The sequence below is a fragment of the Hydrogenophaga sp. UC242_53 genome, assembly GCF_042696965.1.
Lineage (GTDB): Bacteria > Pseudomonadota > Gammaproteobacteria > Burkholderiales > Burkholderiaceae_C > Hydrogenophaga.
The window spans coordinates 1,198,022-1,224,115 of the sequence record NZ_CP170552.1; the positions used below are offsets into that span (position 1 = coordinate 1,198,022).

General features: G+C 70.4%; 25 protein-coding genes and 4 pseudogenes. 12 read left to right on the top strand and 17 right to left on the bottom strand.

The window, feature by feature from the left end; all coding sequences use genetic code 11:
* The first annotated feature begins 17 nt into the window (after window positions 1–17).
* Window positions 18–999 (top strand): annotated as a pseudogene (locus ACFJI0_RS06145) (NAD(P)H-dependent flavin oxidoreductase).
* A 7-nt stretch (window positions 1,000–1,006) separates the two neighbouring features.
* Here the strand turns inward: ACFJI0_RS06145 and ACFJI0_RS06150 are convergent.
* The 3 genes and pseudogenes from ACFJI0_RS06150 to ACFJI0_RS06160 all read right to left on the bottom strand — a co-directional run.
* Window positions 1,007–1,837 (bottom strand): thioesterase family protein, encoded by an 831-nt coding sequence (locus ACFJI0_RS06150; RefSeq protein WP_382323799.1) that lies wholly within the window; start codon window positions 1,835–1,837, stop codon window positions 1,007–1,009.
* A gap of 69 nt (window positions 1,838–1,906) precedes the next feature.
* Window positions 1,907–3,550: a penicillin-binding transpeptidase domain-containing protein gene (locus tag ACFJI0_RS06155; protein WP_382323800.1), complete on the bottom strand. Its 1,644-nt coding sequence runs from the start codon at window positions 3,548–3,550 to the stop codon at window positions 1,907–1,909.
* Window positions 3,551–3,653: 103 nt separating this feature from the next.
* Window positions 3,654–4,229: pseudogene (locus ACFJI0_RS06160) on the bottom strand (transglycosylase domain-containing protein); the annotation flags it as partial.
* A 138-nt stretch (window positions 4,230–4,367) separates the two neighbouring features.
* On the opposite strand from ACFJI0_RS06160, the gene creB reads away from it, so the two are divergent.
* The 3 genes from creB to creD all read left to right on the top strand — a co-directional run bounded on the left by creB (window position 4,368) and on the right by creD (window position 7,954).
* On the top strand, window positions 4,368–5,066 hold the full coding sequence (gene creB / locus ACFJI0_RS06165; protein ID WP_382323801.1) for a two-component system response regulator CreB: 699 nt from the start codon (window positions 4,368–4,370) through the stop codon (window positions 5,064–5,066).
* Window positions 5,067–5,178: 112 nt separating this feature from the next.
* Complete coding sequence (gene creC / locus ACFJI0_RS06170; RefSeq protein WP_382323802.1) at window positions 5,179–6,507, top strand: two-component system sensor histidine kinase CreC; 1,329 nt, start codon at window positions 5,179–5,181, stop codon at window positions 6,505–6,507.
* Window positions 6,508–6,601: 94 nt separating this feature from the next.
* The gene (gene creD, locus ACFJI0_RS06175) at window positions 6,602–7,954 is read left to right on the top strand and encodes a cell envelope integrity protein CreD (RefSeq protein ID WP_382323803.1); all 1,353 of its coding nucleotides are present in this window, start codon (window positions 6,602–6,604) and stop codon (window positions 7,952–7,954) included.
* On the opposite strand, the gene ACFJI0_RS06180 is transcribed toward creD, so the two are convergent.
* On the bottom strand, window positions 7,948–8,235 hold the full coding sequence (locus ACFJI0_RS06180) for a DUF1330 domain-containing protein (RefSeq protein ID WP_382323804.1): 288 nt from the start codon (window positions 8,233–8,235) through the stop codon (window positions 7,948–7,950). The genes creD and ACFJI0_RS06180 overlap by 7 nt on opposite strands.
* 109 nt (window positions 8,236–8,344) lie before the next feature.
* Here ACFJI0_RS06180 and ACFJI0_RS06185 point away from each other — a divergent pair, with 109 nt between their 5' ends.
* Window positions 8,345–8,719 carry an ArsR/SmtB family transcription factor gene (locus ACFJI0_RS06185; protein ID WP_382325543.1) on the top strand — a complete coding sequence of 125 codons (375 nt, stop codon included), beginning with the start codon at window positions 8,345–8,347 and terminating at the stop codon, window positions 8,717–8,719.
* On the top strand, window positions 8,716–9,246 hold the full coding sequence (locus tag ACFJI0_RS06190) for an SRPBCC family protein (RefSeq protein WP_382323805.1): 531 nt from the start codon (window positions 8,716–8,718) through the stop codon (window positions 9,244–9,246). Before ACFJI0_RS06185 ends, ACFJI0_RS06190 begins: the two co-directional genes overlap by 4 nt.
* Before the next feature lie 6 nt (window positions 9,247–9,252).
* On the opposite strand, the gene ACFJI0_RS06195 is transcribed toward ACFJI0_RS06190, so the two are convergent.
* Window positions 9,253–10,338 (bottom strand): LacI family DNA-binding transcriptional regulator, encoded by a 1,086-nt coding sequence (locus ACFJI0_RS06195; protein ID WP_382323806.1) that lies wholly within the window; start codon window positions 10,336–10,338, stop codon window positions 9,253–9,255.
* A 120-nt stretch (window positions 10,339–10,458) separates the two neighbouring features.
* Between ACFJI0_RS06195 and ACFJI0_RS06200 the strand changes: the two genes are divergently transcribed.
* The 4 genes from ACFJI0_RS06200 to ACFJI0_RS06215 are packed head-to-tail and all read left to right on the top strand — an operon-like array spanning window position 10,459 to window position 13,846.
* Entirely contained in the window at window positions 10,459–10,998 is a 540-nt protein-coding gene (locus ACFJI0_RS06200) for a gluconokinase (protein WP_382323807.1), read from the top strand.
* Window positions 10,995–11,486 (top strand): TRAP transporter small permease subunit, encoded by a 492-nt coding sequence (locus tag ACFJI0_RS06205; RefSeq protein WP_382159401.1) that lies wholly within the window; start codon window positions 10,995–10,997, stop codon window positions 11,484–11,486. The genes ACFJI0_RS06200 and ACFJI0_RS06205 overlap by 4 nt, the downstream gene beginning before the upstream one ends.
* A gap of 4 nt (window positions 11,487–11,490) precedes the next feature.
* A complete protein-coding gene (locus tag ACFJI0_RS06210; RefSeq protein WP_291113066.1) occupies window positions 11,491–12,783 on the top strand; it encodes a TRAP transporter large permease subunit in 1,293 nt (430 codons plus the stop codon).
* A 40-nt stretch (window positions 12,784–12,823) separates the two neighbouring features.
* Window positions 12,824–13,846 (top strand): TRAP transporter substrate-binding protein, encoded by a 1,023-nt coding sequence (locus ACFJI0_RS06215; RefSeq protein WP_382323808.1) that lies wholly within the window; start codon window positions 12,824–12,826, stop codon window positions 13,844–13,846.
* A 10-nt stretch (window positions 13,847–13,856) separates the two neighbouring features.
* Here ACFJI0_RS06215 and ACFJI0_RS06220 read toward each other — a convergent pair whose 3' ends face one another.
* Together ACFJI0_RS06220 and ACFJI0_RS06225 are read right to left on the bottom strand one after the other, a co-directional pair.
* The gene (locus ACFJI0_RS06220; protein ID WP_382159397.1) at window positions 13,857–14,297 is read right to left on the bottom strand and encodes a DUF6691 family protein; all 441 of its coding nucleotides are present in this window, start codon (window positions 14,295–14,297) and stop codon (window positions 13,857–13,859) included.
* A 14-nt stretch (window positions 14,298–14,311) separates the two neighbouring features.
* Window positions 14,312–14,749, bottom strand: coding sequence for a YeeE/YedE family protein (locus tag ACFJI0_RS06225; protein WP_382323809.1), 438 nt, complete (start codon window positions 14,747–14,749; stop codon window positions 14,312–14,314).
* A 117-nt stretch (window positions 14,750–14,866) separates the two neighbouring features.
* Between ACFJI0_RS06225 and ACFJI0_RS06230 the strand changes: the two genes are divergently transcribed.
* Window positions 14,867–15,166, top strand: coding sequence for a hypothetical protein (locus tag ACFJI0_RS06230; protein WP_382323810.1), 300 nt, complete (start codon window positions 14,867–14,869; stop codon window positions 15,164–15,166).
* A 12-nt stretch (window positions 15,167–15,178) separates the two neighbouring features.
* Here ACFJI0_RS06230 and ACFJI0_RS06235 read toward each other — a convergent pair whose 3' ends face one another.
* The gene (locus tag ACFJI0_RS06235; RefSeq protein WP_382159393.1) at window positions 15,179–15,526 is read right to left on the bottom strand and encodes a winged helix-turn-helix domain-containing protein; all 348 of its coding nucleotides are present in this window, start codon (window positions 15,524–15,526) and stop codon (window positions 15,179–15,181) included.
* A gap of 27 nt (window positions 15,527–15,553) precedes the next feature.
* Entirely contained in the window at window positions 15,554–16,444 is an 891-nt protein-coding gene (locus tag ACFJI0_RS06240) for a LysR family transcriptional regulator (RefSeq protein WP_382323811.1), read from the bottom strand.
* Window positions 16,445–16,631: 187 nt separating this feature from the next.
* On the opposite strand from ACFJI0_RS06240, the pseudogene ACFJI0_RS06245 reads away from it, so the two are divergent.
* Window positions 16,632–17,298 (top strand): annotated as a pseudogene (locus ACFJI0_RS06245) (SDR family oxidoreductase).
* A gap of 162 nt (window positions 17,299–17,460) precedes the next feature.
* Here ACFJI0_RS06245 and ACFJI0_RS06250 read toward each other — a convergent pair.
* The 8 genes and pseudogenes from ACFJI0_RS06250 to miaA form a co-directional block, all read right to left on the bottom strand.
* Entirely contained in the window at window positions 17,461–17,808 is a 348-nt protein-coding gene (locus ACFJI0_RS06250; RefSeq protein ID WP_291113075.1) for a hypothetical protein, read from the bottom strand.
* Window positions 17,809–17,964: 156 nt separating this feature from the next.
* Window positions 17,965–19,539: a glucose-6-phosphate isomerase gene (pgi, locus tag ACFJI0_RS06255; protein ID WP_382323812.1), complete on the bottom strand. Its 1,575-nt coding sequence runs from the start codon at window positions 19,537–19,539 to the stop codon at window positions 17,965–17,967.
* Window positions 19,540–19,561: 22 nt separating this feature from the next.
* Window positions 19,562–20,200 (bottom strand): bifunctional 4-hydroxy-2-oxoglutarate aldolase/2-dehydro-3-deoxy-phosphogluconate aldolase, encoded by a 639-nt coding sequence (gene eda / locus ACFJI0_RS06260; RefSeq protein WP_382159385.1) that lies wholly within the window; start codon window positions 20,198–20,200, stop codon window positions 19,562–19,564.
* Between the two features lie 11 nt (window positions 20,201–20,211).
* Window positions 20,212–22,099, bottom strand: a pseudogene (edd, locus tag ACFJI0_RS06265) (phosphogluconate dehydratase).
* 14 nt (window positions 22,100–22,113) lie between these two features.
* The gene (pgl, locus tag ACFJI0_RS06270; RefSeq protein WP_382323813.1) at window positions 22,114–22,737 is read right to left on the bottom strand and encodes a 6-phosphogluconolactonase; all 624 of its coding nucleotides are present in this window, start codon (window positions 22,735–22,737) and stop codon (window positions 22,114–22,116) included.
* Window positions 22,738–22,859: 122 nt separating this feature from the next.
* Window positions 22,860–24,335 (bottom strand): glucose-6-phosphate dehydrogenase, encoded by a 1,476-nt coding sequence (gene zwf, locus ACFJI0_RS06275; RefSeq protein ID WP_382323814.1) that lies wholly within the window; start codon window positions 24,333–24,335, stop codon window positions 22,860–22,862.
* Window positions 24,336–24,456: 121 nt separating this feature from the next.
* The gene (locus ACFJI0_RS06280; protein WP_382323815.1) at window positions 24,457–25,125 is read right to left on the bottom strand and encodes an ABC transporter ATP-binding protein; all 669 of its coding nucleotides are present in this window, start codon (window positions 25,123–25,125) and stop codon (window positions 24,457–24,459) included.
* Complete coding sequence (gene miaA, locus ACFJI0_RS06285; protein ID WP_382323816.1) at window positions 25,122–26,090, bottom strand: tRNA (adenosine(37)-N6)-dimethylallyltransferase MiaA; 969 nt, start codon at window positions 26,088–26,090, stop codon at window positions 25,122–25,124. The genes ACFJI0_RS06280 and miaA overlap by 4 nt, the downstream gene beginning before the upstream one ends.
* Between the last annotated feature and the right edge of the window lie 4 nt (window positions 26,091–26,094).

Sequence of the window (26,094 nt, forward strand, 5' to 3'; positions counted from 1 at the left end):
ACCCCAACGGAGACACCATGATCGCACCCGCCCGCAGCCTGCCGCTCGTTCTGAAGAACCTGAAGTTCCCGGTGATCGGCTCGCCGCTGTTCATCATCAGCAACCCCAAGCTCGTGATCGCGCAATGCAAGGCCGGCGTGGTGGGCTCCATGCCCGCGCTCAACGCCCGCCCGGCTTCGCAGCTCGACGAATGGCTGGCTGAAATCACCGAGGCCCTGGCCGCGCACGACAAGGCCAACCCCGACAACAAGGCCGCGCCGTTCGCGATCAACCAGATCGTGCACAAGAGCAACGACCGGCTGGAGCACGACATGCAGCTGTGCGCCAAGTACAAGGTACCGATCGTGATCACCAGCCTGGGCGCGCGCGAGGACGTGAACCAGGCGGTGCACGCCTGGGGTGGCATCGTGCTGCACGACGTGATCAACAACGTGTTCGCGCACAAGGCGATTGACAAGGGCGCCGACGGCCTGATCCCCGTGGCCGCCGGTGCCGGTGGCGCACGCCAGCGTGAAGAGCCCGTTCGCGATGGTGCAGGAAATCCGCGAATGGTTCGGCGGCCCGATCGCGCTCTCGGGCGCCATCGCCTCGGGCGGTGCCATCCTGGCCGCGCAGGCCATGGGCGCCGACCTGGCCTACATCGGCTCGGCCTTCATCGCCACCGAGGAAGCGCGCGCGGTGGACGGCTACAAGGAGATGATCACCGCGTCGGACTCCGACGACATCGTCTACAGCAACTTCTACACCGGCATCCACGGCAACTACCTCAAGGGCAGCATCAAGAACGCCGGCATGGACCCGGACAACCTGCCGCAGAGCGACCCGAGCAAGATGAACTTCGCCACCGGCGAGGGCGCCAACGCGGCCAAGGCCTGGCGCGACATCTGGGGCTGCGGCCAGGGCATCGGCGCGATCCGCGAGGTGCTGCCCGCCGCCGACCTGGTGGCGCGCTTCAAGCGCGAATACGCCGAGGCCAAGGCGCGCATCTGCGCGGGCTGAGCGCGCCTCAGGCGCGTTCGCGCATCACCAGGGTCTGGGTCGCGACGCCGATGGGGCCGTGCACGTCGTAGAGGCGTGACAAGGTGGTGCCCACGCCGCCACCGTGGGCCTGGGTTTCCGAGCGCAACCCGATCCACTCGCCTTCGGGTGGGCGGTGCAGGTGCAGGCTGAGGTCGGCGTTCGAAAACAGGTAGCGCTCGGCCGGCAGCACCCAGCTCAGGCCATTGCCGAAATCGGCGGCGGCCGCCGCCCGCATGGCAGGGGAGTTGGGCCGACCCTGCACCAGCGGCACACTCAGGCGAAACCAGGCGGCGGCCGGGCCGGGCTGCGCGGCATCGCCCTGAGCCATGCGGTGGTCCATGGCGGACTGGTAGAACGAGACACCATCCGGCAGGCCAGGAATGCGCAGCCGCTCATGGCATTCGTCGGGCAGCGGGCGCAGCAGCTCAGGCGACCAGCCCGGCAAGCCGGACGGCAACTCGAACGGCTGCCCGCGCACCAGGAGCGCATGGCCCCGGGCCACCAGAACATCGTCAGCGAACAGGTCGATCGTCATGCGCGTGGTGGAGCGACCCGGGTGGGTGTCCAGGCGCGAGGTCAGCGGCGCCACCGGCACCGGCTTGATCAGCTCGATGCTCAGGCGCGAGAGCTGCCAGGCCGGGTCGGGCAGGGCGCTTTCGGCCAGGTGCACCAGCAGGGCACAAGGCGCACCGCCGTGCTGGGCGCGGGCGTCCCAGGGGCCGCGGGCCAGCACGCTGGGCTGCCAGCGGGTGCCGTCCTGTTCGAACACGGCGGTGGGAAGGGCGGCGGCGTCGGGAGAAGGGGCGGCAGGGCTCATGGTGAGCCGATGATAGGTGCGCGGTCCGCGCTGGGCTGTCGCCGCCGTGCAGCGCTCAGGGGCCTTCGCTCAGGGCCTGGACTCGCCGCGCAGCCAGGCACCGAACGAGTTGAACACCTTGCCGATCTCGCTGCCGAGGTTGGTCTTGTACTGCACCCCGCTGGTGTCCGAGATCTGCGACACCCAGCCGCCGTCGTGCCATTCGGCGTACAGCCAGTCCTCGCCATCGCGCACCAGGCCTTCCGGCGGGGCGGGCGGTTGCGCCACCGGCACGCCCTTGAGCGCCGCGCCCATGTAGTCGATCCAGATCGGCAGCGCGATGCGCCCGCCCGACTCGCCGCCGCCCAGGCTGCGCGGCTTGTCGTAGCCCACCCACACGGCCGCGGCCAGCGAGGGCTGGTAGCCGGCGAACCAGGCGTCCACCGCGTCGTTGGTGGTGCCGGTCTTGCCGTAGATGTCGGGCCGCTTGAGCAGGGCCTGGGCCCGCGCGGCGGTGCCGGCGCGCGCCACGTCGTTGAGCAGGCTGCCGACCACGTAGGCGTTGCGCGCGGGAATGGCACGGGTCTCTTCGGTCAGCGGGGGCGCGGCCGGGGCTTCGAACAGCACCTTGCCCTGCGCGTCGGTGATCTTCTCGATCACCACCGACGCCACCGGCCAGCCGCCGTTGGCCAGGGTGGCGTAGGCCTGGGCCATCTGCAGCGGCGTCGCGCTGCCGGTGCCCAGGGCCAGGGTGAGGTCGTTGGGCTGGCGCGCCACGTCCAGGCCGAAGCGCCCGGTCCACTCGCGCGCGGGTTGGGTGCCGGTGTGCTGCAGCACGCGCACGCTGGCCAGGTTGCTCGAGCGCTTGAGCGCTTCGCGCACCGAGATCGAGCCCAGGTGTTCGCCGCTGGCGTTGTTCGGGCTCCAGCCGTTGGCGGCGGTGAAGGGCAGGTCGTCCACCATCGTGGCCGGCATCACACGCGCTTCGAGCGCGGCGGAGTAAAGCAGGGGCTTCAAGGCCGAGCCCGGCTGGCGCCAGCCCTGCGTGACGTGGTTGAACGGCTGGTTGGTGAAGTCGAAGCCCCCCACCAGCGCGCGCACGCGGCCGGTCTGCGGGTCCAGCGCGACGAGCGCGGCCTCGGCCTCGGGCCATTGCGAGATGGCCCACAGCGGGGTCTTCTTGTCCTTGGCCTTGCCGTTGGCGACCACGCGCAAGATGGCGCCGCGCGTGATCTTCAGGGGCGCCTTGGCCTTGGCGTCGAGCGCCTTCTGTGCCCAGCGCAGGCCCTCGCCCTGCACGGTGATCCGTTCGCCGCTGGCCAGCTGCACCTCCAGCGCCGTCGGGCTGGCCGAGAGCACGATGCCCACGCGCAGGGTCTCGTCGTCGCGGTGGTCCTTGAGCGCCTCGGCGGCCGCGCGCTCCAGTTCGGCGCCGTTGCCCGAGGGCAGCGACTCGGTGTCTTCCGGGCCGCGCCACGCGCCCCGGCGTTCGAAGGCCAGCACGCCGCGCTGCACGGCGGTGTGCGCGGCGCGCTGGTCGGCCGCGCGCAGCGAGGTCGTCACGCGCAGCCCGCTCGAATAGGCCTCGGTGCCGAAGCGCTCGACCACGGCGCGCCGGGCCATCTCGGCCACGTGGGCCGCGTGCACGCTGCGCGTGCCCGGGGTGCGGATGACCAGCTTCTCGGCGCGCGCGGCGGCGAGCTGCTTGTCGTCGATCGCGTCGACGGCGCGCATGCGCTCGAGCACCACGCGCTGGCGCTGCGTGGCGCGCTCGAAGTCCGCCGACCGGGTTGGCGTAGTACGGGTTCTGCGGCAGGCCCGCGAGCATGGCGGTCTCGGCCAGCGAAAGCTTGTCCAGCGGCTTGCCGAAGTAGATCTGCGAGGCGGCGGCGAAGCCGTAGGCGCGCTGGCCCAGGAAGATCTCGTTCATGTAGATCTCCAGGATGCGGTCCTTGGAGATCTCGTCTTCCAGCTTGAGGGCCAGCCAGATTTCCTTGGCCTTGCGCTCGGCCGAGAACTCGCGCGTGAGCAGCATGGTGCGCACCAGCTGCTGCGTGATGGTGGAGGCGCCTTGCTTGCGCCCCCCGGTGATCACGGCCAGCACCGCGCGCGCCATGCCCTTGGGGTCCACGCCCGAGTGTTCGCGAAAGCGCGCGTCTTCCACCGCCAGCACGGCCTGCTGCAGCTGCATCGGCATGCGCGAGAGCGGCACGTAGTCGCGCCGCTCGGTGCCGAACTGCGCGATTTCCTCGCCGTCGGCGGTGTAGACCTGCAGCGGCAGCTTGGGCTGGTAGTGGACGATGCGATCCAGCGAGGGCAGGTCGAAGGTCGACGCCGGGACCGGGAACGCCACGATGAGGGCGGCGGAGAACGCCAGGGCGAGAACCGTCCTGCGTGGGGTGAGCTGAAGCATGGGGTGGAATTATCCCGCCCCCGTGTGAAGCCGGCGTGTGGTCAAAGGTCGTGCTCGTAACCAGCTGTGACTGGCTTTCGGGGGCCCCCAGGGCCTTGGTTAAGATGGCCCGCTCCATCCGAAAGCCCCCTCTACACCATGCGCAAGCGCATCCTGCTGCTGGAAGACGAACAGGCCATCGCCGACACCTTGCTGTACGCGCTGCAGAGCGAGGGCTTCGAGGTGCGGCACGTGGGGCTGGCGCGCGAGGCACTGTCGGCCTTCGAAGAAGCACCGCCGGACCTCGCCATCCTGGACGTGGGCGTGCCCGATGGCAACGGCTTCGACGTGTGCCGCGCGATCCGCAAGACCAGCGAGCTGCCCATCGTGTTCCTGACCGCGCGCCACGAGGAGATCGACCGCGTGCTGGGCCTGGAGCTGGGGGCCGACGACTATGTGGTCAAACCGTTCTCGCCGCGCGAGGTGTGCGCCCGCGTGCGCGCCATCCTGCGCCGCAGCGCGGCCGGTGGCGCCCCGGCCGCCGTGCCCGCGCCCACCCCGGTGGCCCCGGGCCTGCTCACGCTGGACGAGAAGGCGCAGCGCATCGCCTGCGAGGGCGAACTGCTGGCGCTCACGCGCTACGAGTTCCTGCTGCTGGCGACGCTGCTGCGGCGGCCGCAGCGCATCTTCTCGCGCACCGAGCTCATGGACCTGGTCTGGGGCGGGGCCCCGCACACCTCCGACCGCACCGTGGACGCGCACATCAAGCTGCTGCGCGCCAAGCTGCGCGAGCGCGGCCTGGTGGCGGACGTGATCCAGACCCACCGCCACATGGGTTACTCGCTGCGGTTGCCCTGAATGCGCATCGGCCTGCGCCTGCTCATTGGGTTCTTCCTGGTGCTGGGCCTGGCGCTGTTCGTGGTGCTGCGCGTGCTGCTGGACGAGGTCAAGCCCGGCACCCGCCTGGCCGATGGAGGACAGCCTGATCGACGCGGCCTACACGCTGGCGCAACTGGCGACGCCCGACATGAAGGCCGGCACCATCGCCGAGGGTTTCTTCGCCCGCTCGCTGCAGGGCCTGGACACCGCGCGGCCCGGCGCCAACATCGGGGGCTTTCGCAAGGACCGCATCGACTACCGCATCACCATCACCGATACCGAAGGCATCGTGCGCTTCGACACGCAGCCCGAGGCCATCGGCCAGGACCATTCGCGCTGGAACGACGTGGTGCGCACGCTGCGCGGCGAGTACGGCGCGCGCTCCAGCCCCGCCAGTCCGGACGACCCCGACAACACGGTGATGCACGTGGCCGCGCCGATCCGCGATGGCGACCGCGTCATCGGCGTGCTCACCGTCTCGCGCCCCAACCAGCGCCTGCAGCCCTACATCGACCGCAGCGAGCAGCGCATCCTGCGCTGGTCCTGGGCGCTGCTGGGCCTGTCCCTGCTCATCGGCCTGCTGTTCAGCTGGTGGATCGCGAGCTCGCTCTCGCGCCTGCGCGGCTATGCGAACGCGGTCTCGCGCGGCGAGCGCGTGCCGCTGCCGGTGCTCGGTCGCCTGAGCGGCAGCACCGAGTTCACCGACCTGGCGGGCGCGCTGGAGCGCATGCGGCTCAAGCTGGAGGACAAGGCTTATGTGGAGAGCTACGTGCACACACTCACGCACGAGCTCAAGAGCCCGCTGGCCGCGATCCGGGGCGCGGCGGAGCTGCTGCAGGAAGACCTGCCCGCGCCCGACCGGCAGCGCTTCGCCGGCAACGTGCAACGGCAGGCCGAGCGCCTGCACCTGCTGGTGGACAAGCTGCTGCAACTGGCCCACGTGGAGCAGATGCAAGGCCTGGGCACGCGCGAGCCGGTGGACCTGAGCGCGCTCACGCGCGAGCTGCTGCAGCGGCTCGAGCCGCGCCTGCGCCGCAAGTCGCTGCGCGTGCGCGACGAACTCGGGCAGGGCCTGGTGGTGCAGGGCGATGCCTTCCTCATCGGCCAGGCCTTGCAGAACCTGCTGGACAACGCGATCGACTTTTCGCCGCCGCAGGGCGAGTTGTGGCTGCGCCTGCACAAGGACGGTGGCCAGCTGGAGTGGTCGGTGCGCGACCAGGGGCCGGGCATTCCCGACTACGCGCGCGACCGCCTGTTCGAGCGTTTCTATTCGCTGCCGCGCGGCGAGGGGCAGGACAAGGGCTCGGGCCTGGGCCTGTGCCTGGTCAAGGAGGTGAGCGACCTGCATGGCGGCCAGGTGGTGGTGGAGAACGTGTCCTCGCCCGACGGCTGCATCGCCCGCTGGCGCCTGCCGGCCTGAGGGTTTCACACCCACTGCACAAAACGCTGCTGCAGCGCACGGCCGCTTCGCACGGCGGGGCCAGACTGGCCGGGTTCTCACCACGGAGCCCGACTTGAACAAATACCCCCTGCTGAGCAAAGTCCTGGTCATCGGCCTGCTGATGCTGCTGCTCTCGATTCCCCTCCTGATGGTGCGCGACCTGATCCAGGAGCGCAGCCAGAACCGCGAAACCGCCACCGAGGAGGTGGCGCGCGCGCACGCCGGCGCGCAGACCCTCACCGGGCCGGTGCTGTACGTGCCCTACACCGAGACCTTCACGCGCACCGTGAGCGTGGGCGAGACCGGCCACACGCGCGAGGAGCGTGTGACGCAGTCGCACGCGGTGATCCGCTTTCCCACGGTGATGGAGACCCGCAGCCAGCTCGCGACCGAGACGCGCTGGCGCGGCGTCTTCCCGATCACGGTCTACACCAGCGTGAACCGGAGCAGCGGCCGCTTCGTGTGGACCGAGGTCGAACCGCGCGAGAAGAACGGCCAGATCAGCCTGGGCCAGCCACGCCTGCTCATGGGCGTGAGCGATTTGCGCGGCCTGCTTAACGCGCCCCAGCTCAAGGTCGACGGCCGCCCGCTGGCCGTGGCGCCCGGGCCGGCCGCGCAGCGGCTGCCCCTGCCGCTGGCTGCCTCGCTCGACGTCGCCCAGCTGCGGCCCGGCGCGGTGCTGCCCTTCGAACTGCAGCTCGAACTCGCGGGCACGGGCCGCATCGGCTGGGTGCCGCTGGCCGACGAGAACCGCGTGCAGCTGCAATCGAGCTGGCCGCACCCGAGCTTCGACGGCGACTTCCTGCCGCGCACGCGCAGCGTGAGCGCCTCGGGCTTCGAGGCCGCGTGGAGCGTGCCGTCGCTCTCGACCCAGGCGCAGCAGCAGTTCGTACAGCAGGGCGGCGAGCAGCGGCGCGCGCCCGAGAGCTTTTCCGTCTCGCTCGGCAACCCGGTGGACGTCTACCGCATGACGGAGCGCGCGACCAAGTACGGGATGATGTTCATCGTGCTCACCTTCGCCGCCTTCTTCGTGCTGGAGATGGTGAAGCGCTGGCGCATCCACCCCATGCAGTACCTGATGATCGGCGCCGCGCTGGTGCTGTTCTTCCTGCTGCTGCTGTCGATCGCCGAGCACCTGGACTTCGTCTGGGCCTACCTCGTGGCCAGCGCGGCCTGCATCGGCCTGCTGGCGCACTACCTGCGCCACGTGCTGGGCGGCTGGACGCCGGGCCTGCTCATGAGCGGCCTGCTGGTGGCGCTCTATGGCGTGCTCTACGGCATCCTGATCTCGGAGGACAACGCGCTGATGATGGGCTCGCTGCTGCTGTTCGGCGTGCTGGCCGCCATCATGGTTGCGACGCGCAAGGTCGACTGGTACAGCGTGATGGGCGCCGCCGCCCCGGCGCAGGACCCGCCGGCTCAGTAGCCTTCGATGGCGAACAGCGTGCCGCTGGCGGCGCGCTGCCGGATCGCCACCAGGCGCTGGTACTCGGGCGAGTGGTAGAAGGCCTCGAGCCGCGCCATGTCGGGGAATTCGAGGATCACCTGGCGGTTCGGCACGCCGTGGCCTTCGAGCACCTTCACCGCGCCGCCGCGCACCAGGTAACGGCCGCCGTGCGCGGCGATCACGGCGGGCACCTCGCGGCGGTATTCCTCGTAGAGGGTCGGGTCGGTGATGTCGATGTTGCCGTAGAGATAGGCGGGCATGGGGTCTCCGGGTGGTGTCTTCGACGCGGAGCTTACCGCCAGGGGACGGCGGAAAAAACATTCAATCATTCGGTTGACAGTTGTTCGGGTGGCGTATATATTCAACTTCATGGTTGAATATCAAGCGCCCCAACTCGACGCCGTGTTTCGCGCCCTGGCCGATCCGACCCGGCGTGCCATGCTGGCCGCGCTGTCCTCGCAGCCCCTGCCCGTGGGCGAGCTCGCGGCGCCGTTCGACATTTCGCTGGCCGCGGCATCCAAGCACATCCAGGTGCTCGAACGGGCCGGGTTGATTCAGCGCACCATCACCGGACGCACCCACCTCTGCCAGTTGAACGCCGCACCGATGCACGCCGGGCTCGAGTGGATTCGCCACTACGAGCGGTTCTGGCAGCAGCGCGTCGATGTGCTCGAAGCCTTGCTCAAAGCCGAGGACAAGGCCCGGCAACCGCGGGCACCCCGCAACCCAAGGAGAAAACCATGAAGGACGACGATTACGGCGTGCTCACCGCCCCCGACACGGTGCGCATCGAACGCCTGCTGCCCGGCCCCATCGAGCGGGCGTGGGCCTGGATCACCGAAGAGGACAAGCGCGCCCAGTGGCTGGCCGGCGGCGCGATGGACCTGCAGGTGGGCGGCCGGGTGGCATTGACGTTCCGCCACAAGGAGCTGACGCATGCCGACGACCCCGCGCCACCGAAATACGCGGACATGGCGGCCTGCGCGGAACTGCTGGGACAGGTCACGGTGTGCGAGCCACCGCATCGGTTGGCCCACACCTGGGGCGGGCAGGGCGAGGTTCAGTACGAGCTGCGTGAAGTCGGGGGCGGTGTGCGGCTCGTGATCACGCACCAGCGTTTGCCCAGCCGCGACGATGTGCTGAGCGTGTCGGCCGGATGGCATGCGCACCTCGATCTGTTGGTCGCGCGCATGCGGGGCCGCGAGGCGCCGCGCTACTGGCGGTTGCACTCGCGGCTCGAGGTCGACTACGCCGATCGTTTCCCGGTTTGATCGGGCTCAGCTGCTGCCGCGGATCAGGGGCTCGAAGCCCAGGTCCAGCGAAGGCTTGGGCGGCAGCTCGCCGCGCATCAGGCTCAGCAGCATCTGCGCGCTGGCCTCGCCGATGGCGCGGCGCGGCGTGCGCACCGTGGTCAGCGGCGGCACCATCTGGTCGCTGCCCGAGAGGTCGTTGAAGCCCGCCACCGCGATGCGCGCGGGCACCTCGATCTTCAGGCGCAGCGCGCACAGCAGGCCGCCCTGGGCCAGGTCGTCGTTGCAGAAGAACACCGCGTCCACCTCGGGGCGGGTGCGCAGCAGGTCTTCGAGCAGTTCACCGCCCAGTTGCATGGACGAGGGCTGCGGGCTCAGCAGCTCCAGCTTCGCGTCGTACAGGCCGTGCTGGCGCAGGCAGCGGCGGTAGCCCTCGGCGCGCTGCATGGTGCGTGGGTCCAGCTGCGCGGCCACGAAGGCGATGCGCCGGCGGCCGCGCTGCACCAGGTGCTCGGTGATCGCGTGGCCCGCCTCGACCTGCGAGAAGCCCACGCAGTAGACGCCCGGTGCCTGCGTCAATTCCATCAGGTGCACGCAGGGCACGCCGCTGCCGGCGATGAGCTGGCGCGCGGCCTCGGTGCGGTCGAAGCCAGTGAGCAGCAGGCCCGCCGGCCGGTGCGCCAGGTAGCTGCGCAGCAATTGCTCTTCCTCGCGCGGCTCGTAGTGCGTCACGCCGATCAGGGTCTGGTAGCCGTGTGGCAGCAGGGTGCGGTGCACGGCCTCCAGCACATCGACGAAGAGCGCGTTGGACAGCAGCGGCACCAGCACCGGCACCTGCGTGCTGCGCTGGGAGGCGAGGGCGCGCGCCGCCGGGTCGGGCACATAGCCCAGCTGCTCGGCGGCGAGCTTGACGCGCTCCACCAGCTCGGCCGCCACGCTGCGCTCGCCGCGCAGCGCGCGCGAGGCGGTGATGGGGCTCACGTCGGCCGCGCGGGCCACGTCGCTGAGGGTGGTGCGGCCGCTGTGGCGGCGCTTGCGTTCGGTCGGTTCCAAGGGTTTTCCCGGTGTTGGAGGCGGTGAGCCTGGCGTTAGGATAGCGCTGTCCAAGGCCATGGACACCCGAATTTACCCTGAATCGTGCCACAGGCCGACCAAAGTCCCAGCCAGGAAGGCGGGCACGGTCGGACATGAGGACCGGTTTTCTTTTTCACCTTGTTGGGACAGCGCTACCAAATGAATGCATCGCCCCCGAACACCTCCCTCGTCGTCATGGGCGTGGCGGGTTGCGGCAAGTCCAGCCTGGGCCAGTTATGCGCCCGGACGCTGGGCGTGCCCTTGCTGGAGGGAGACGATTTCCACTCCGCCAGCAACGTCGCCAAGATGCGCGGCGGCATCCCCCTGAGCGACGACGACCGCGCGGCCTGGCTCGACACCCTGGCCGAGCAGCTGCAGGCCCATGCCGAGGGCGTGGTGCTGACCTGTTCGGCCCTCAAGCTGCGCTACCGCGACCGCCTGCGCGCCGCCGTGCCCGGCCTGCGCTTCGTGTTTCTCGAACTCACGCAGGAGCAGGCGCGCGAGCGCGTGGCCGCGCGCCCGGCCCACCTGTTCCCGGTGAGCCTCGTGGCCAGCCAGTTCGCCACGCTGGAAGACCCGCGCCGCGAACCCGGCGTGCTGCCGCTGGACGCCACGCGCCCGCTGGCCGAACTCGGTGAGGCCGTGGTGCATTGGGTGCACGGCAACGCCACCTCCCATTCCCTGGAGCTTCGCTCATGAAACCATCGCAAGTCTTGAAACACGGGGCCGAGGCCCTGCTCGCGCTGTGCCTGGCGGGCATGGTGGTCTGCGTGTTCGCCAACGTGGTGCTGCGCTACGGCTTCGACAGCGGCATCAACGCCACCGAAGAACTCTCGCGCCTGCTGTTCGTGTGGATGGTGTTCCTGGGCGCGACCGCCGCCTACCCGCTGGGCCAGCACATGGCCTTCACCAGCCTGGTCGGCTCGTTGCGCGATCGCCCGCGCGCATTCGCCTTCGCCACGCTGGCCATCCGCGGGCTGGTGCTGCTGGCCTGCGTGCTGCTGGGTCGGGGCGCGTGGCAGCAGGTGGTGGTGGGCATGGACAGCCACTCCGTGGTGCTGGGCTACCCCGTGGCCTTGTTGCCCCTGCCGGCGTTGCTGTGCGCGCTGGCCATCGGCGCCATGGTGCTGGTCGAGATCGTGCGCCGCACGCCGCTCGACCTGGGCCACGCGGTGGACATGGAGTGACACGATGAGCGTTGAAGCATTGGCCTTCGTGGTCTTCATCGCCGGCATGCTGGTGCTCATGGGCATCGGCATGAACATGGCCTTCGCGCTGCTGCTCACGGGGGCCGCCATGGCCTGGGTGATGGATTTCTGGGACACCCAGCTGCTGGCGCAGAACATGGTGGCCGGCATCGACAGCTTCCCGCTGCTGGCCGTGCCCTTCTTCATCCTGGCCGGCGAGCTCATGAACTCGGGCGGCATCAGCAAGCGCATCATCGACATGGCGCAGGCCTGGGTCGGCCACGTGCGCGGCGGGCTGGGGTATGTGGCGATCGGTGCGGCGGTGCTGCTCTCGGCCATGTCGGGCTCGGCGCTGGCCGACGCGGCGGCGATGTCCGCCATCCTGCTGCCCATGATGCGCAAGCACGGCTACCCGGTGGCCTCGTCGGCCGGGCTCATCGCCGCCGGCAGCGTCATCGGGCCGATCATCCCGCCGTCCATGGCTTTCGTGATCTACGGCGTGACCACCAACACCTCGATCTCGGCCCTGTTCATCTCGGGCATCGTGCCCGGCCTGGTGATGGGCGTGGCGCTGGTGGTGGCCTGGCGCGTGGTGCTGCGCAAGATGACGCTGACCAGCTCGCCGCCGGTGCCCATGGCCGAGCGCCTGCGCCTCACGGGCCGCGCGGTCTGGGCGCTGGTGATGCCGGTGATCATCATCGGCGGCATGAAGAGCGGCATCTTCACGCCCACCGAGGCCGCCGTGGTGGCCGCGTTCTACGCGCTGGTGATCGCGCTCTTCGTGCACCGCGAGATGCGCCTGCCCGAGCTGTACAGCGCGCTGGTGCGCGCCGCGAGCACCACCTCGGTGGTGATGTTCCTGTGCGCCGGCGCCGCCGTGGCCAGCTACATGATCACGCTGGCCGACCTGCCATCCACGCTCACCGGCTGGCTGGGCCCGCTGGTGGAACACCCGCGCGTGCTGATGGTGGTGATGATGCTGGTGCTGGTGGCGATCGGCACCGCGCTGGACCTCACGCCCACCATCCTGATCTTCGCGCCGGTGATGCTGCCCATCGCCGTGAAGGCGGGCATCGACCCGGTGTACTTCGGGCTGATGTTCGTGCTCAACGGCGCCATCGGCCTGGTCACGCCGCCGGTGGGCACCGTGCTCAACGTGGTGGCCGGGGTCGGGCGCCTGCCCATGCACCAGGTCATCAAGGGCGTGAACCCCTTCCTGATCACCTACCTCATCGTTCTCGGCCTGTTCATCGTGTTCCCGCAGATCGTCACCGCGCCCGTGGCCTGGATGCGCTGACCTTGCCACTTCCCCTTCACCCACCCCCAAGGAGACAACCATGACCCTGTTTCGCCGCACCCTGATCGCCGCCACCGCGGCCGCCGCGCTCGCCACCCCCTTCGCCGCCAGCTGGGCGCAGGACATCAAGCCGCGCATCATCCGTTTCGGCTACGGCCTCAACGAAATCTCCAACCAGGGCCGCGCCACCAAGCTGTTCGCCGAAGAGGTCGAAAAGGCCTCGGGCGGCAAGATGAAGATCCGCGCCATCGGCGCCGCCGCGCTGGGCTCGGACGTGCAGATGCAGCAGGCGCTGATCGGCGGCGCGCAGGAAATGATGGTGGGCTCCACCGCCACCCTGGTGGGCATCACCAAGGAAATGGCGATCTGGGACACGCCCTTCCTGTTCGACAACGCCAAGGAAGCCGACGTGGTGCTCGACGGCCCGGTGGGCCAGAAGGTGATGGACAAGCTGCAGGAAAAAGGCCTGGTCGGCCTGGTGTATCGGGAGAACGGTTTCCGCAACCTCACCAACAACAAGCGCGCCGTCACCAAGCTCGAGGACATGGACGGCATCAAGCTGCGCGTGATGCAGAACAACGTGTTCATCGACAGCTTCAAGACCCTGGGCGCCAACGCCGTGCCGCTGCCGTTCTCCGAGCTGTTCACCGCGCTGGAGACCAAGACCGTGGACGGCCAGGAGAACCCGTACAACACCATCCTCTCGAGCAAGTTCTACGAGGTGCAGAAGTACCTCACGGTGACCAACCACGTCTACAGCCCGTGGATCGTGCTGGTGAGCAAGAAGTACTGGGACGGCCTGAGCAAGGACGAGCACAAGGTGCTGCTGGACGCCGCCAGGAAGAGCCGTGACTTCGAGCGCCAGGACACGCGCGCCGAGGCCGACAAGGCGCTGGCCGACCTCAAGGGCAAGGGCATGCAGATCAACCAGCTCTCGCCGGCCGAAGCCAACCGCATGCGCGAAAAACTCGCCGGCGTGAACTCGGGCATCGCCGCCAACGTGGGCGAAGACCTTTGGAAGGAAACGCAGGCCGCCGTCGCCAAGGCGCGCGCCGCGAAGTAAGCCGGGTTCGTCAGCGCGCGGCGGCCGCCGCCGGCCGGGCGAGCAGGCGCTCGGCCCAGCCGTGCATCAGCATGCCCACCAGCATGGCCGCGACGAACACCGCGGCCTTGAACTCGCCCGAGGCCATCGACACGAGCGCGGGGCCCGGGCAGAAGCCCGCCAGGCCCCAGCCCGCGCCGAACACCAGGCTGCCCAGCACCAGGCGCCGGTCGATCTGCGTGGCTTTCGGCAGGTGCATGGCGTCGCCGAAGAAGCTGGTGGTGCGCCGCTTCGCCAGCGCGAAGGCGAAGACGCCCACCGCGATCGCGCCCGCCATCACGAAGGCCAGCGAAGGGTCCCAGCTGCCGAACAGGTCGAGGAAGCCCAGCACCTTGGCCGGGTCGGCCATGCCCGAGAGCAGCAGGCCCAGGCCGAACAGCAGGCCGACGAGAAATTCGATGATGCGTTGCATGGTGTGGGGTCTCCTCAGAGCAGGTGGCGGACGGCGTAGACGACGGCGAAGCCCGCGGCCATGAAGCACAGCGTGCGCACCAGCGAACGCGGCGACAGGCGCGAGAGCCCGCACACGCCGTGGCCGCTGGTGCAGCCCGAGCCGTAGCGCGTGCCCAGGCCCACCAGCAAGCCCGCGGCCACCAGCAGGCCGGTGCCCGCGTCGATGCGCGGCGCGCGCAGCAGGCCGTCGGGCGCGAGCCAGCCGTAGAGCAGGGGGGCGCTGAAGACCCCGAGCAGGAAGGCGATGCGCCAGCCCGCGTCGCCCGCCCGGGGCGGCAGCAGGCCGCCCAGGATGCCGCTGATGCCGAGCACGCGGCCGTTCATGAGGATGAAGGCGGCCGCCGCCAGGCCGATCAGAATGCCCCCGGCCAGCGAGGCCCAGGGCGTGAAGTGGGCCCAATCGATGTTCATGTGGATCTCCGTTGTCTGGCCGAGCATACGGGCGACGCCCTGCCGGTGCCAGGGCGCGGTCTTGGTTATATACTGAGAAATATAGCGAAAGCCTGACCCTCTTTTTCGGAGCACGCCATGACCGGACCCACCCACGCGCAGCAGGCCTCGCACAGCGCGCCCGTGTTCAATGCCTTGCCGAGCCACCTGGTCTCGCAGGAGTTGCCGGTGCGCGGCGCGCTCAGCCGCCTGCCCGAACTGCGCAGCGCCGTGCGGGTGTGCGAATGGATGGTCGAGCCCGTGGCGGGCAGCACCGAGCTGGCGCTCACCCTGGTGCTGTCGGAGCACGTGAGCCTGTCCTTCGTGCTCGGGGCCCAGGACGCCCAGGACCTGAGCCTCACGCTGGCGCAGGGGGCGCCCGGCGCCGAGGCGCCCTGAGGGCGGCCCGCTTCAGGGCGCGATCAGGCGGGTGAGCTGCTGCAGCTCGGCCGAGGCCGCGGCCAGGGCGATGGCCTCGATGGCGCGGTAGCGCCGCACCAGCTCTTCGCCCACGGGCGTGAGCGAGGTACCGCCCCCCTTGGCCCCGCCGGCTGCCGTGGACACGGCCGGCCCGGTCAGCGAGCGGTTGATTTCGTCCACCAACAGCCAGGCGCGCCGGTACGACATGTTGAGTTCCCGGCCGGCCGCCGAGATCGAGCCGGTGCGCGCGATGGCTTCGAGCAGGCTCACCTTGCCCGGGCCGATGGCGATGACATCACCGCGCTTGATGCGGAGGCGGAATTGCACCTGGGGTTTCATGGGGGGCGATGCTAACGCAGTGGGGGATCAGGTGAGCGTTTCGAACAGCTCACCCAGCCACTGCGCGAAGGCGCGCACGCGCACGGAGAGCTGGCGGTTCTGCGGGTACAGCACCGACACCGGCAGCGGGGGCGGTGGCAGGTCCACCAGCACCTCGCGCAACTGGCCCGAGGCCAGTTCGTCGGCCACGCGGTAGCGCGGCACCTGCACCAGGCCCAGGCCGGCGATCGCCGCGCCCGCGTAGACGTCGGCCCCCGTCACCGAGACCGGGCCGCTCAGGCTCAGCGTGCGCACTTCGCCGTTCACCGTGAACTCCAGCGGCAGGGCCTGGCCGGTGGCGCTGGAGAGGTAGTTCACCGCGCGGTGGCCGGCCAGGTCGGCCAGGGTCCGAGGCTCGCCGAATTGCGCGAGATAGCTCGCGCTGGCGCAGGTGAGCTGCGGCAGCAGCGCCACCCGGCGCGCCACCAGGGACGAGTCGCGCAGCTGGCCGGCGCGCAGCACGCAGTCCACGCCTTCGCGCACCAGGTCGACGAGGCGGTCGTCCTCGCCGATCTGCAGTTCCAGCTGCGGGTGCCGCGCGAGAAAGGCGGGCAGGGCGGGCACGACGAAGCGGCGCGCCAGCGTGCCCTGCAGGTTCACGCGCAGCAGGCCCTTGGGCACGGCCTGGCGGAACAGGCCGTCGGCTTCTTCGAGGTCGGCCAGCAGGCCCACGCAGCGCTGGCGGTAGGCCTCGCCATCGGGCGTGAGCCGCACCGTGCGCGTGGTGCGCTCCAGCAGGCGCACGCCCAGGCGCGCCTCCAGCCGCTGGATCAGGTTGCTCACCGTCGCGCGCGGCAGCTGCAGGTCGTCCGCCGCCTGCGTGAAGCTGCCCCGCTCGGCGATGCGCACGAACACCTGCATTTCCTGGAATCGGTCCATGGGCGTTATTGTTGATGAAATTCGAATGATGTTGCCAATTTCGAGGCAATGATCTTCCGGGGGGAACGATCCATCATCGGGCCATCGTTCAACTTTCAGGAAAAACCCCATGAGCTCCAACGCCTCCTCCCCCGTCGCCATCGTCACCGGCGCCTCGCGCGGCATCGGCGCCGAACTGGCCCGCCGCCTGGCCGCCGACGGATACGCCGTGGTGGTGAACCACGCCCACAGCGCCCCCGAGGCCGAGGCCCTGGTGGCCGAGTTGCGCGCCGGCGGCGCCCGGGCCATCGCGGTGCGGGCCGACGTCTCGAAGGCCGAGGAGGTGCGGGCCCTCTTCGACGTCACCGAGCGCGAACTCGGCCCGGTGGACGTGCTGGTGAACAACGCCGGCGTGCTCAAGACGTTGCCGCTGGCGCAGACCAGCGATGCGCTGTACGAGCGCACCTTCGACACCAACGTGCGCGGCACCTTCAACACCCTGCGCGAGGCCGCCACGCGGCTGAACGAGGGCGGGCGCATCGTCAACTTCTCCAGCACCACGGTGGCGCTGAACCTGCCGGGCTACAGCGTGTACATCGCCTCCAAGGCGGCGGTGGAGTCGCTCACCCAGGTGTTCGCCAAGGAGCTGCGCGGGCGCTGCATCACGGTCAACGCGGTGGCGCCCGGCCCGGTGCGCCACCGCGCTGTTCTTCGACGGCAAGACGCCCGAGCAGATCCAGATGCACGCCCAGATGCCGCCGCTGCAGCGGCTGGGCGAGCCGGGCGACATCGCTTCGGTGGTGGGGTTTCTGGTGAGCCCGGCCGGCGGTTGGGTCAATGGTCAGGTGCTGCGCGCCAACGGCGGCTTGGCGTGAAGAAGGCGGCACCCCCTGCGCCACTTCGTGGCTTCCCCCTCACTGGCGCCTTCGGCTGGGAGGGGGACGGCACCTGGGGCCGGCAGAGCCGGACCCTCGATGCCCCTGGTGGGCGTTGCTTCAGGCGTCACGGGTCGCGCTTGACGCAACCACGCGGGTCATTCAGCGGCGCTGGCCGCGCTGGAAGGACTGCAGCTGCGCCTTGGAGACGTTGCCTTCGAAGAGGGGCGTGAGGTCGGAGACGGCGGCCAGGGCGCTGGACTCGTCGCGTTGCAGGCACAGGGCCTGGGCCAGGTCGGCGCGCAGGAACCAGAGGGCCTCGATGCTGGAGGCGTAGCGGATGCGGTGTTCCAGCTGGGGATTGAGTTCGGCGCCTCGCACACCCAGCAGGCGGAGCATCGATTTCTGGATCAGGACCATCGCCCTCGGGTCGGGCGCCTTGGGCGCGGACTCCGAATTCGGCGTGAGGATCGACGTCAGGCTGCTGAGGAAGGTCTTGACTCTTTGCATGCTGGTGGATGCTGTCCGTGTGTGCCGAACCTGATGGAATAGCGCCTGCCCTTTCGGGAACTTTTGCGTTTATACCCGATACGGTATTTTTTGCCGCATTTTTGCGCGACAAAGCACGGTTTGGGGCCCGCTTGCGGCCCGTTGTCGCCACCAGGCTCAGCGGGCGGCCTGCTCCATCGCCTTGGCCATGGTCTTGCCCAGCTCCACGCCCCACTGATCGAAAGCGTTGATGCGCCAGACCGCGGCCTGGGTGAACACCTTGTGTTCGTAGAGCGCGATCAGGGCACCCAGGCGCGCCGGGTCCAGGCGGTCCAGCCAGAGGATGTGGCTCGGGATGTTGCCCTCGAAACTGCGGTGCGGCGCCATGGCCCGGGCATCGGCTTCGCTCATGCCGTCCTTCTGCAGCAGCGCCTGCGTGTCGGCCAGCGAGCGCCCGCGCGCCATGGCCTCGGCCTGGGCGCGCAGGTTGAGGTTGACCACCTCGTGGTGCGTCGCGGCCAGGGGCAGGGGCGTGTCTTCGTTCTGCACGCCGATGAAGTCCACCGGCACGGTGTGCCGGCCCTGGTGGATCAGCTGGAAGTAGGCGTGTTGCCCGTCGATGCCCAGCCCGCCCCAGACGATGGGGCCGGTGTCCACCGTGGCGGGCGTGCCGTCGGTGTGCGTGCGCTTGCCGTTGGACTCCATGTCCATCTGCTGCACGAAGGGCGTGAAGCGCACCAGGCGCGAGGCGTAGGGCACGACCAGCTGCGTGGGCAGGCCCAGGAAGTTGCGGTTCCAGATCCCGTTCAGGGCCAGCTGCACCGGCAGGTTCTGCGCCAGCGGCGTGGTGCGGAAGTGCTCGTCCATGGCGCGAGCGCCGGCCAGGAAGAGGCGGAAATGCTCGGAGCCGATGGCAATCGCCAGCGGCAGGCCCAGCGCCGACCACACGGAGTAGCGCCCGCCCACCCAGTCCCAGAACAGGAAGGTGCGCTCGGCCGGGTAGCCCAGTTTCGCGGCCTGCGCCGGGCTGGCGGTGATGGCCACCAGGTGCTGGCCCAGCGCGTCGGCCGGGCAGCCGTGGTCGCTCAGCCAGCGCCGCGCGCTCGCGGCGTTGGTCAGCGTTTCCTGCGTGGTGAAGGTCTTGCTGGAGACGATGAACAGCGTGCGCGCGGCGTCCAGCCCACGCAACACGCTCCACAGCGCCCAGGCATCGGGGTTGGAGACGTAGTGCACCCGCACGCCCGGGTGGGCCAGGTGCGCCAGCGCGTCGGCCGCCATGCGCGGGCCGAGGTCGGAGCCGCCGATGCCGATGTTCACCACGTCGGTGATGGCTTCGCCGCTGTGCCCGCGCACCGTGCCCGCGCGCAGGGCTTCGGCGAAGTCGCAGACGCGGGCCAGTTCGACCTGCACGGCCTTCTGCACGTCCGCGCCCCAGGGCCCGGTGTGCAGCGGGTCGCCGCGCAGCGCCACGTGCAGCACGGGTCGGCCTTCGGTGGTGTTGATGGGCTCGCCGCGGAACATGGCGTCGCGCTGGGCCGCCACGCCGGCCTGCTCGGCCAGCGCCAGCAGCGCCTGCTGAATGGCGGGCGAGACGCGCTGGCGGCTCGCGTCCAGCGTGATGCCGGCGGCGCGCAGCGCCATGCGCTCGGCGCGGCCGGTGTCGGCGGGCAGCAGCTCGCGCAGGTGGGGCTGCGGTGCCCCGGCCAGGGATTGCAGCTGGGCCCAGGCGGGCAGGGTGGTGGGCAGGGTCATGGGTCGGTGACGTGCGGTGGCGTCAGACGGCGGTGGCCAGGGTGGTGGCTTCGCGCGCGAGGCGGGCGATGCGTTTCCAGTCGCCCTGGCGCAGCGCGTCCGAGGGCGTGAGCCAGGAGCCGCCGGCCATGGCCACGTTGGGCAGGGCCAGGATCTCGCGCAGGTTCTCGGGGCTCACGCCGCCGGTGGGGCAGAAGCGCACGTCGGGCAGGGGCGCACCCAGCGCCTTGAGCATGCCGATGCCGCCGGCCTGCGCGGCGGGAAACAGCTTCATCAGCGTGAAGCCGTGGTCGCGCGCGCGCATCACCTCGCTGGGCGTCATCACGCCGGGAATGAAGGGCAGCCTGGCCGCCTTCACCGCGTCCACCAGGGCGTCGGAGCAGCCCGGCGACAGGGCGAACTTCGCGCCCGCGTTCACCACCTGGGTCACCTCGGCCGCGCGCGTGACGGTGCCGGCGCCCAGGTGCATCTTGGGCACGGCGCGCGCCACGGCCTCGATGGCGCGCAGCGCGACGCCCGAGCGCAGGGTGATCTCCATCACGTCGATGCCGCCTTCGAGCAGCGCATGCGCCAGCGGCACGGCCTGGGCCTCGTCGCTCAGGACGATGACGGGCACGACACGGGCGGTGAAAGCAGGGCGGGTGAAGCAGGTGGTCGTCATGGTGTCTGGGTTCAGGCGGTGGGGGTTGCAACGGGGGCCACGGGGCGGTTCACCGCCAGCGGGGCGAACAGGGGCGAGGCGCCCGATTCGGCCGCGCCCGCATTTTCGCGGAACAGGCCGAACAGTTCGCGCCCGCTGCCGTGTTCGTTGGCGCTCAGGTCGGGGTGTTTGATGCGGCGGCGGGCCAGGGTGCGGGCATCGACCTCGAGTTCGAGCACGCCGCGCTCGCAGTCGAGCGTGATCCAGTCGCCGTCGCGCACGCGCGCGATCGGGCCGTTGGACAGGGCCTCGGGGCTGAGGTGGATGGCCGCGGGCACCTTGCCCGAGGCGCCGGACATGCGGCCGTCGGTGACCAGCGCCACCTTGAAGCCCTTGTCCTGCAGCACGGCCAGCGGCGGCGTGAGCTTGTGCAGCTCGGGCATGCCGTTGGCGCGCGGGCCCTGGTAGCGCACCACGGCGATCAGGTCGCGCTCCAGCTTGCCTTCGTTGAACAGGGTCAGCAGGTCCTGCTGGTCGCTCACCACCACGGCCTGGGCGCGCACCACGCGGTGCTCGGGCTTGACCGCCGAGACCTTCACCACGCTGCGCCCCAGGTTGCCCTGCAGCAGGCGCAGGCCACCGTCGGCGCTGAAGGGCTCGCTCACCGGCCGCAGCACCGAGAGGTCGCCGCTCTGTTCGGGCACCGGGCGCCAGGCGAGCTGGCCGCTGTCGAGCCAGGGCTCGCGCGTGTAGCTGTCCAGGCCCGCGCCCATCACGGTGTTCACGTCGGCATGCAGCAGGCCGGCGGCGAGCAGCTGCTGCATCAGGTAGCCCATGCCGCCGGCCGCGTGGAAGTGGTTCACGTCGGCGCTGCCGTTGGGGTAGACGCGCGCCAGCAGCGGCACCACGTGCGAGAGCTCGGCGAAATCGTCCCAGTCGATCAGCACACCGGCGGCGCGCGCCATCGCCACGAGGTGCAGCGTGTGGTTGGTCGAGCCGCCCGTGGCCAGCAGGCCGACGATGCCGTTGACCAGGGTCTTCTCGGTCACGATGTCGGCCAGGCTCAGCGCGGGTTCGCCGGTGCGGCCGGTGTTGCGCGACCGCGCGCTTGACCGCGCCCAGGGTGAGCGCCTCGCGCAGCGGCGTGCCGGGGTTGACGAAGGAGGCGCCGGGCAGGTGCAGGCCCATGATCTCCATCAGCATCTGGTTGCTGTTGGCCGTGCCGTAGAAGGTGCAGGTGCCGGGGCTGTGGTAGGCCTGGGCCTCCGATTCGAGCAGCGCGTCGCGGCCCACCAGGCCTTGCGCGTACTGCTGGCGCACCTTGGCCTTGGCGTCGTTCGAGAGGCCCGAGGTCATGGGGCCGGCGGGCACGAACACGGTGCTCAGGTGGCCGAACTGCAGCGCGCCCATGAACAGGCCGGGCACGATCTTGTCGCAGATGCCGAGCATGAGCGTGGCGTCGAACACGTTGTGCGAGAGCGCCACGGCGGTGGAGAGCGCGATCACGTCGCGCGAGAACAGCGAGAGCTCCATGCCGGCCGCGCCCTGCGTGATGCCGTCGCACATGGCGGGCACGCCGCCGGCCACCTGCACCGTGGCGCCCAGGCCGTGCGCGTGGTCGCGGATCTTCTGCGGGTAGGTCTCGTAGGGCTGGTGCGCCGAGAGCATGTCGTTGTACGCGGTGACGATGCCCAGGTGCGGCGCGCGTTCGGCGTGGATCTGGAGCTTGTCGGCCAGGGGCAGCGCGGCCGTGGTGTGGGCCATGTTGGCGCAGCCCATGCCGGTGCGCTGCGTGCCTTTCTTGCGCTGCGCGGCCATGGCGGCGAGGTAGGTCGCGCGCGTGGCGGCGCTGCGCTCGGTGATGCGCTGCGTGACGTGGGCCAGGGTGGGGTGCAGGGGGGCGTTCGTGGTGGTGGTCATTTTGGGTGTCTCGTTCAGGCCAGCCAGACGCTCACGGGCGTGAGGTGCTGGTTGAGCACCAGCGACACCGGCAGGCTTTCGTCGGCGGCGAGCCGGGCCTGCTGGTACACGGCGAGCTTGCTCGCGCCGCTGATGGACAGGGCCAGTTCGCGCGTGGCGAGCAAGGCCGGCAGGGTGAGGGTGAGGCGCGCGTGCGGCGCGCGCGACGCTTCGGCGGGGCGCTGCCAGGTCACCGGGCCGCTGCCGTGCAGCGCGCGGGCCAGGCCGGGCGCGCCCGGAAAGATCGACGCGGTGTGGCCGTCCTCGCCCATGCCGAGCACGGCCAGGTCCATGGGCCAGGGCTGGGTGGCCAGGCGGTGGTTGGCGCCGTCGGCCAGGGCCGCGAGCGCGGCGTCGTCGAGCACGGTGGGCAGGCGGTCGAAGAAGGGCACGAAGCGGGCCGCGGCGGCGGCGCCCTGCAGCAGGTGGGTGCGCACCAGGGCGGTGTTGCTCTCGGGGTGGTCGTGCGGCACGCAGCGCTCGTCCACCAACAGCACGCTCACATGGTCCCATTCCACCGGCTGCTCGCGCAGGCGTTCGAACATCGCCACCGGCGACTTGCCGCCCGAGACCGCGAGCACCGCGTGCGCAGCGCGCACCGATCGCCTCGCGCAGGCGCTGCGCGGCATGCAGGGCCAGCTGCGCCGCGAGTTCGGCCGCGTTGCTGGCGGGGTGCACCTGCAGCGGGTTGGGTGGGGGGCGGTCGAGCGCGTTCATGGGGTCAGGCTTCTTCCACCCAGGCCGAGCCTTCGCGCGCCATCAGCGCGGACGAGGCGGCGGGCCCCCAGCTGCCGGCGGTGTAGGGGCGGGGCTTCTCGCTCAGGTTGCTCCAGCCGTCGAGGATGGGCTCGACCCAGGTCCAGGCGGCTTCGAGTTCGTCGCGCCGCATGAAGTGCGTCAGGCGGCCCTTGATCACGTCCATGAGCAGGCGCTCGTAGGCTTCGGCGCGGCGCGCGCTGAAGGCCGATTCGAGGTCCAGGTCCAGGCTCACCGGGCGCAGGCGCATGCCGCTGCCGGGTTCCTTGGCCATCATCTGCAGCTGCACGTGTTCCTCGGGTTGCAGGCGGATCATCAGCCGGTTGACCGGCTGGCGCGGTGCGTCGGGGAAGATGGTGTACGGCAGGTCGGCGAACTCGATGACGATCTCCGAGCGGCGCTCGGCCATGCGCTTGCCGGTGCGCAGGAAGATCGGCACGTTGGCCCAGCGCCAGTTGTTGATGTGCGCGCGCAGGGCCACGAAGGTTTCGGTGGTGCTGTCGGCCGGCACGTTGGCCTCCTGCAGGTAGCCCGCGGCCTTGTCGCCGTTGGAGGCGCCGGCGGTGTACTGGCCGCGCACGGTGTCGCGCGCCACGTCGGCCTCGGTCATGGGACGCAGCGAGCGCAGCACCTTGAGTTTTTCGTCGCGCACGGCATCGGGGTCGAGCGAGACCGGCGGCTCCATGGCCACGATGCACAGCAGCTGCAGCAGGTGGTTCTGCACCATGTCGCGCAGCGCGCCGGTGCCGTCGTAGAAGCCGGCGCGGCTGCCCACACCGACCGATTCGGCCACCGTGATCTGCACGCTCTTGATGTAGGGGCTGCGCCAGAGCGGCTCGAAGATGGTGTTGCCAAAGCGCAGCACCATCATGTTCTGCACCGTCTCCTTGCCCAGGTAGTGATCGATGCGGAAGGTCTGCCCCTCGCTGAAGTAGCGGCCCACCTCGTCGTTGATGGCGCGCGCCGAGGCCAGGTCGTGGCCCAGCGGCTTTTCCAGCACCACGCGCGAGCGCTCGTCGATCAGGCCGGCGCCATGCAGGTTGGCGCAGATGCCGGTGAACAGCGTGGGCGCGGTGGCGAGGTAGTACACGCGGTCCGAACCCGGCTGCAGCGCGCCGGCCAGGGCGGTGAAGTCGGCCGGCTGCGTGGCGTCGAGGCACACATAGCCCAGGCGCGCCACGAAGCCTTGCCAGGCGGTTTCGTCCAGCGTCTCGGGGGCGATGAAGGCGCGCACCTTCTCGTGGATGAAGGCGGTGAAGGTCTCGCGGTCCCAGGGCTGGCGGCCCAGGGCGTGGATGCGCGTGGCCTCGGGCAGGTTGCGGTGCAGGTGCGCCATGTAGAGCGCGGGCAGCAGCTTGCGCACCGAGAGGTCGCCCACGCCGCCGAAGATCACCAGATCGAGCGGCTCGGCAGGGGTGGGGGCGGGATTCGTTGTGACCATGGTCTAATTTAGTTACTTGTGATTTTGGATTTTATTGTAATCAAGTTACATGACTGGTTCTTTTCACCGGCCATGCCCTGACCTTACCGCGATGCCCCGCGCCGTGCACGCGGAAAACGTGTCAGGTGGTGAGCGCGGGCTGCAGGCCCGAGGCGGTGAGGTGCAGCACGCGCTGCGCGCGCGCCGCGGCCGCGCGGGAGTGCGTGACCAGCACCAGCGCCGCGCCGCTCTCGGTGGCCTGCTGCTGCAGCACGTCCATGACCTGGGTGGCGGTGCTGGGGTCGAGGTTGCCGGTGGGCTCGTCGGCCAGCAGCAAACCAGGGCGGTGCACCAGCGCGCGCGCGATCGCCACGCGCTGCAGCTGACCCCCCGAGAGTTCGGCCGGCAGCCGCGCGCCCAGCCCGCCCAGGCCCACGGCGTCGAGCATCTGCTGCACGCGCGCTGGGTCGGGGCGGCCCAGCAGCAGCAGGGGCAGGCCCACGTTCTGCGCCACGTCCAGGTGCGGCAGCACGTGGAAGGCCTGGAACACGAAGCCCAGGTGCTCGCGCCGCCAGTGCGCGCGCTGGGTCTCGTCGAGCGTGCCGAGGTCCACGCCCTGGTGGGTGATGTGGCCTTCGCTCCAGTCGTCGAGCGCGGCCAGGCAGTTGAGCAGGCTGGACTTGCCCACGCCCGACTCGCCCACGATGGCGACGAACTCGCCCGGGGCCACGCTCAGGCTCACCTGGCTGAACACGGGCGTATCGCCGTAGCGCTTGCCGAGTTCGTGGACCACCAGGGCCGGCGTGCTCATGCGGCCGGGCCCAGCCAGGTTTCGACGGTGTGCAGCACCTGGGCCAGTGCGTCGGGCGCGTCGCAGGCGATCACGCGGCGCTGTGGCATGGAGCGCAGCCAAGTGAGCTGGCGCTTGCCGAGCTGGCGGGTGGCGAAGATGCCGAGGTCGCGCAGCTCGGCGAGCTGTTCGCGCGTGAGCGCGTCGCCATGGGCCTGCAGCATGTCCCAGGCCTGGCGGTAGCCCACGCAGCGCATGGACGGCAGCTCGGTGGAGAGGTCGCCGCGCGCGCGCAGCGCGCGCACCTCGTCGAGAAAACCGGCGGCGAGCATGTCGTCGAAGCGCTGGGCGATGCGCGCGTGCAGCCAGGCGCGGTCCTGCGGTTCGAGCGAGATCAGGTGCTCGGGCGCGAGCGGGCTGTCGGGGTTGTGGGTGCGGCCGGTCTGGAAGCTGGAGAGGGGTTGGCCGGAGACCTCGTGCACCTCCAGCGCACGCTGGATGCGCTGCGAGTCGTTGGGCGGCAGGCGCGCGGCGGTGATCGGGTCCACGCGCGCGAGTTCGGCGTGCAGCGCGGGCCAGCCCAGTTCGAGCGCGCGTGCTTCGATGCGTTCGCGCACGCGGGCGTCGGCCTGGGGCATCTCGTCCAGGCCCACCAGCAGGGCCTTGAAATAGAGCATGGTGCCGCCCACCAGCAGCGCGGTGCGGCCGCGCGCGGCGATCTCGTCCACCAGGCGGGTGGTGTCGCGCACGAAGTCGGCGGCGCTGTAGCTCTGCAGCGGGTCGAGGATGTCGATCAGGTGGTGCGGCACCTGGGCGCGTTCGGCCGCGCTGGGCTTGGCGCTGCCGATGTCCATGCCGCGGTAGACCAGGGCCGAGTCGACGCTGATGATTTCCACCGGCCAGCGCAACGCGATGGCCAGCGAGGCCGCGCTCTTGCCGCTGGCCGTGGGGCCGGCGAGTGCGATGCAACGGGGAGCGACTGGCATGGTG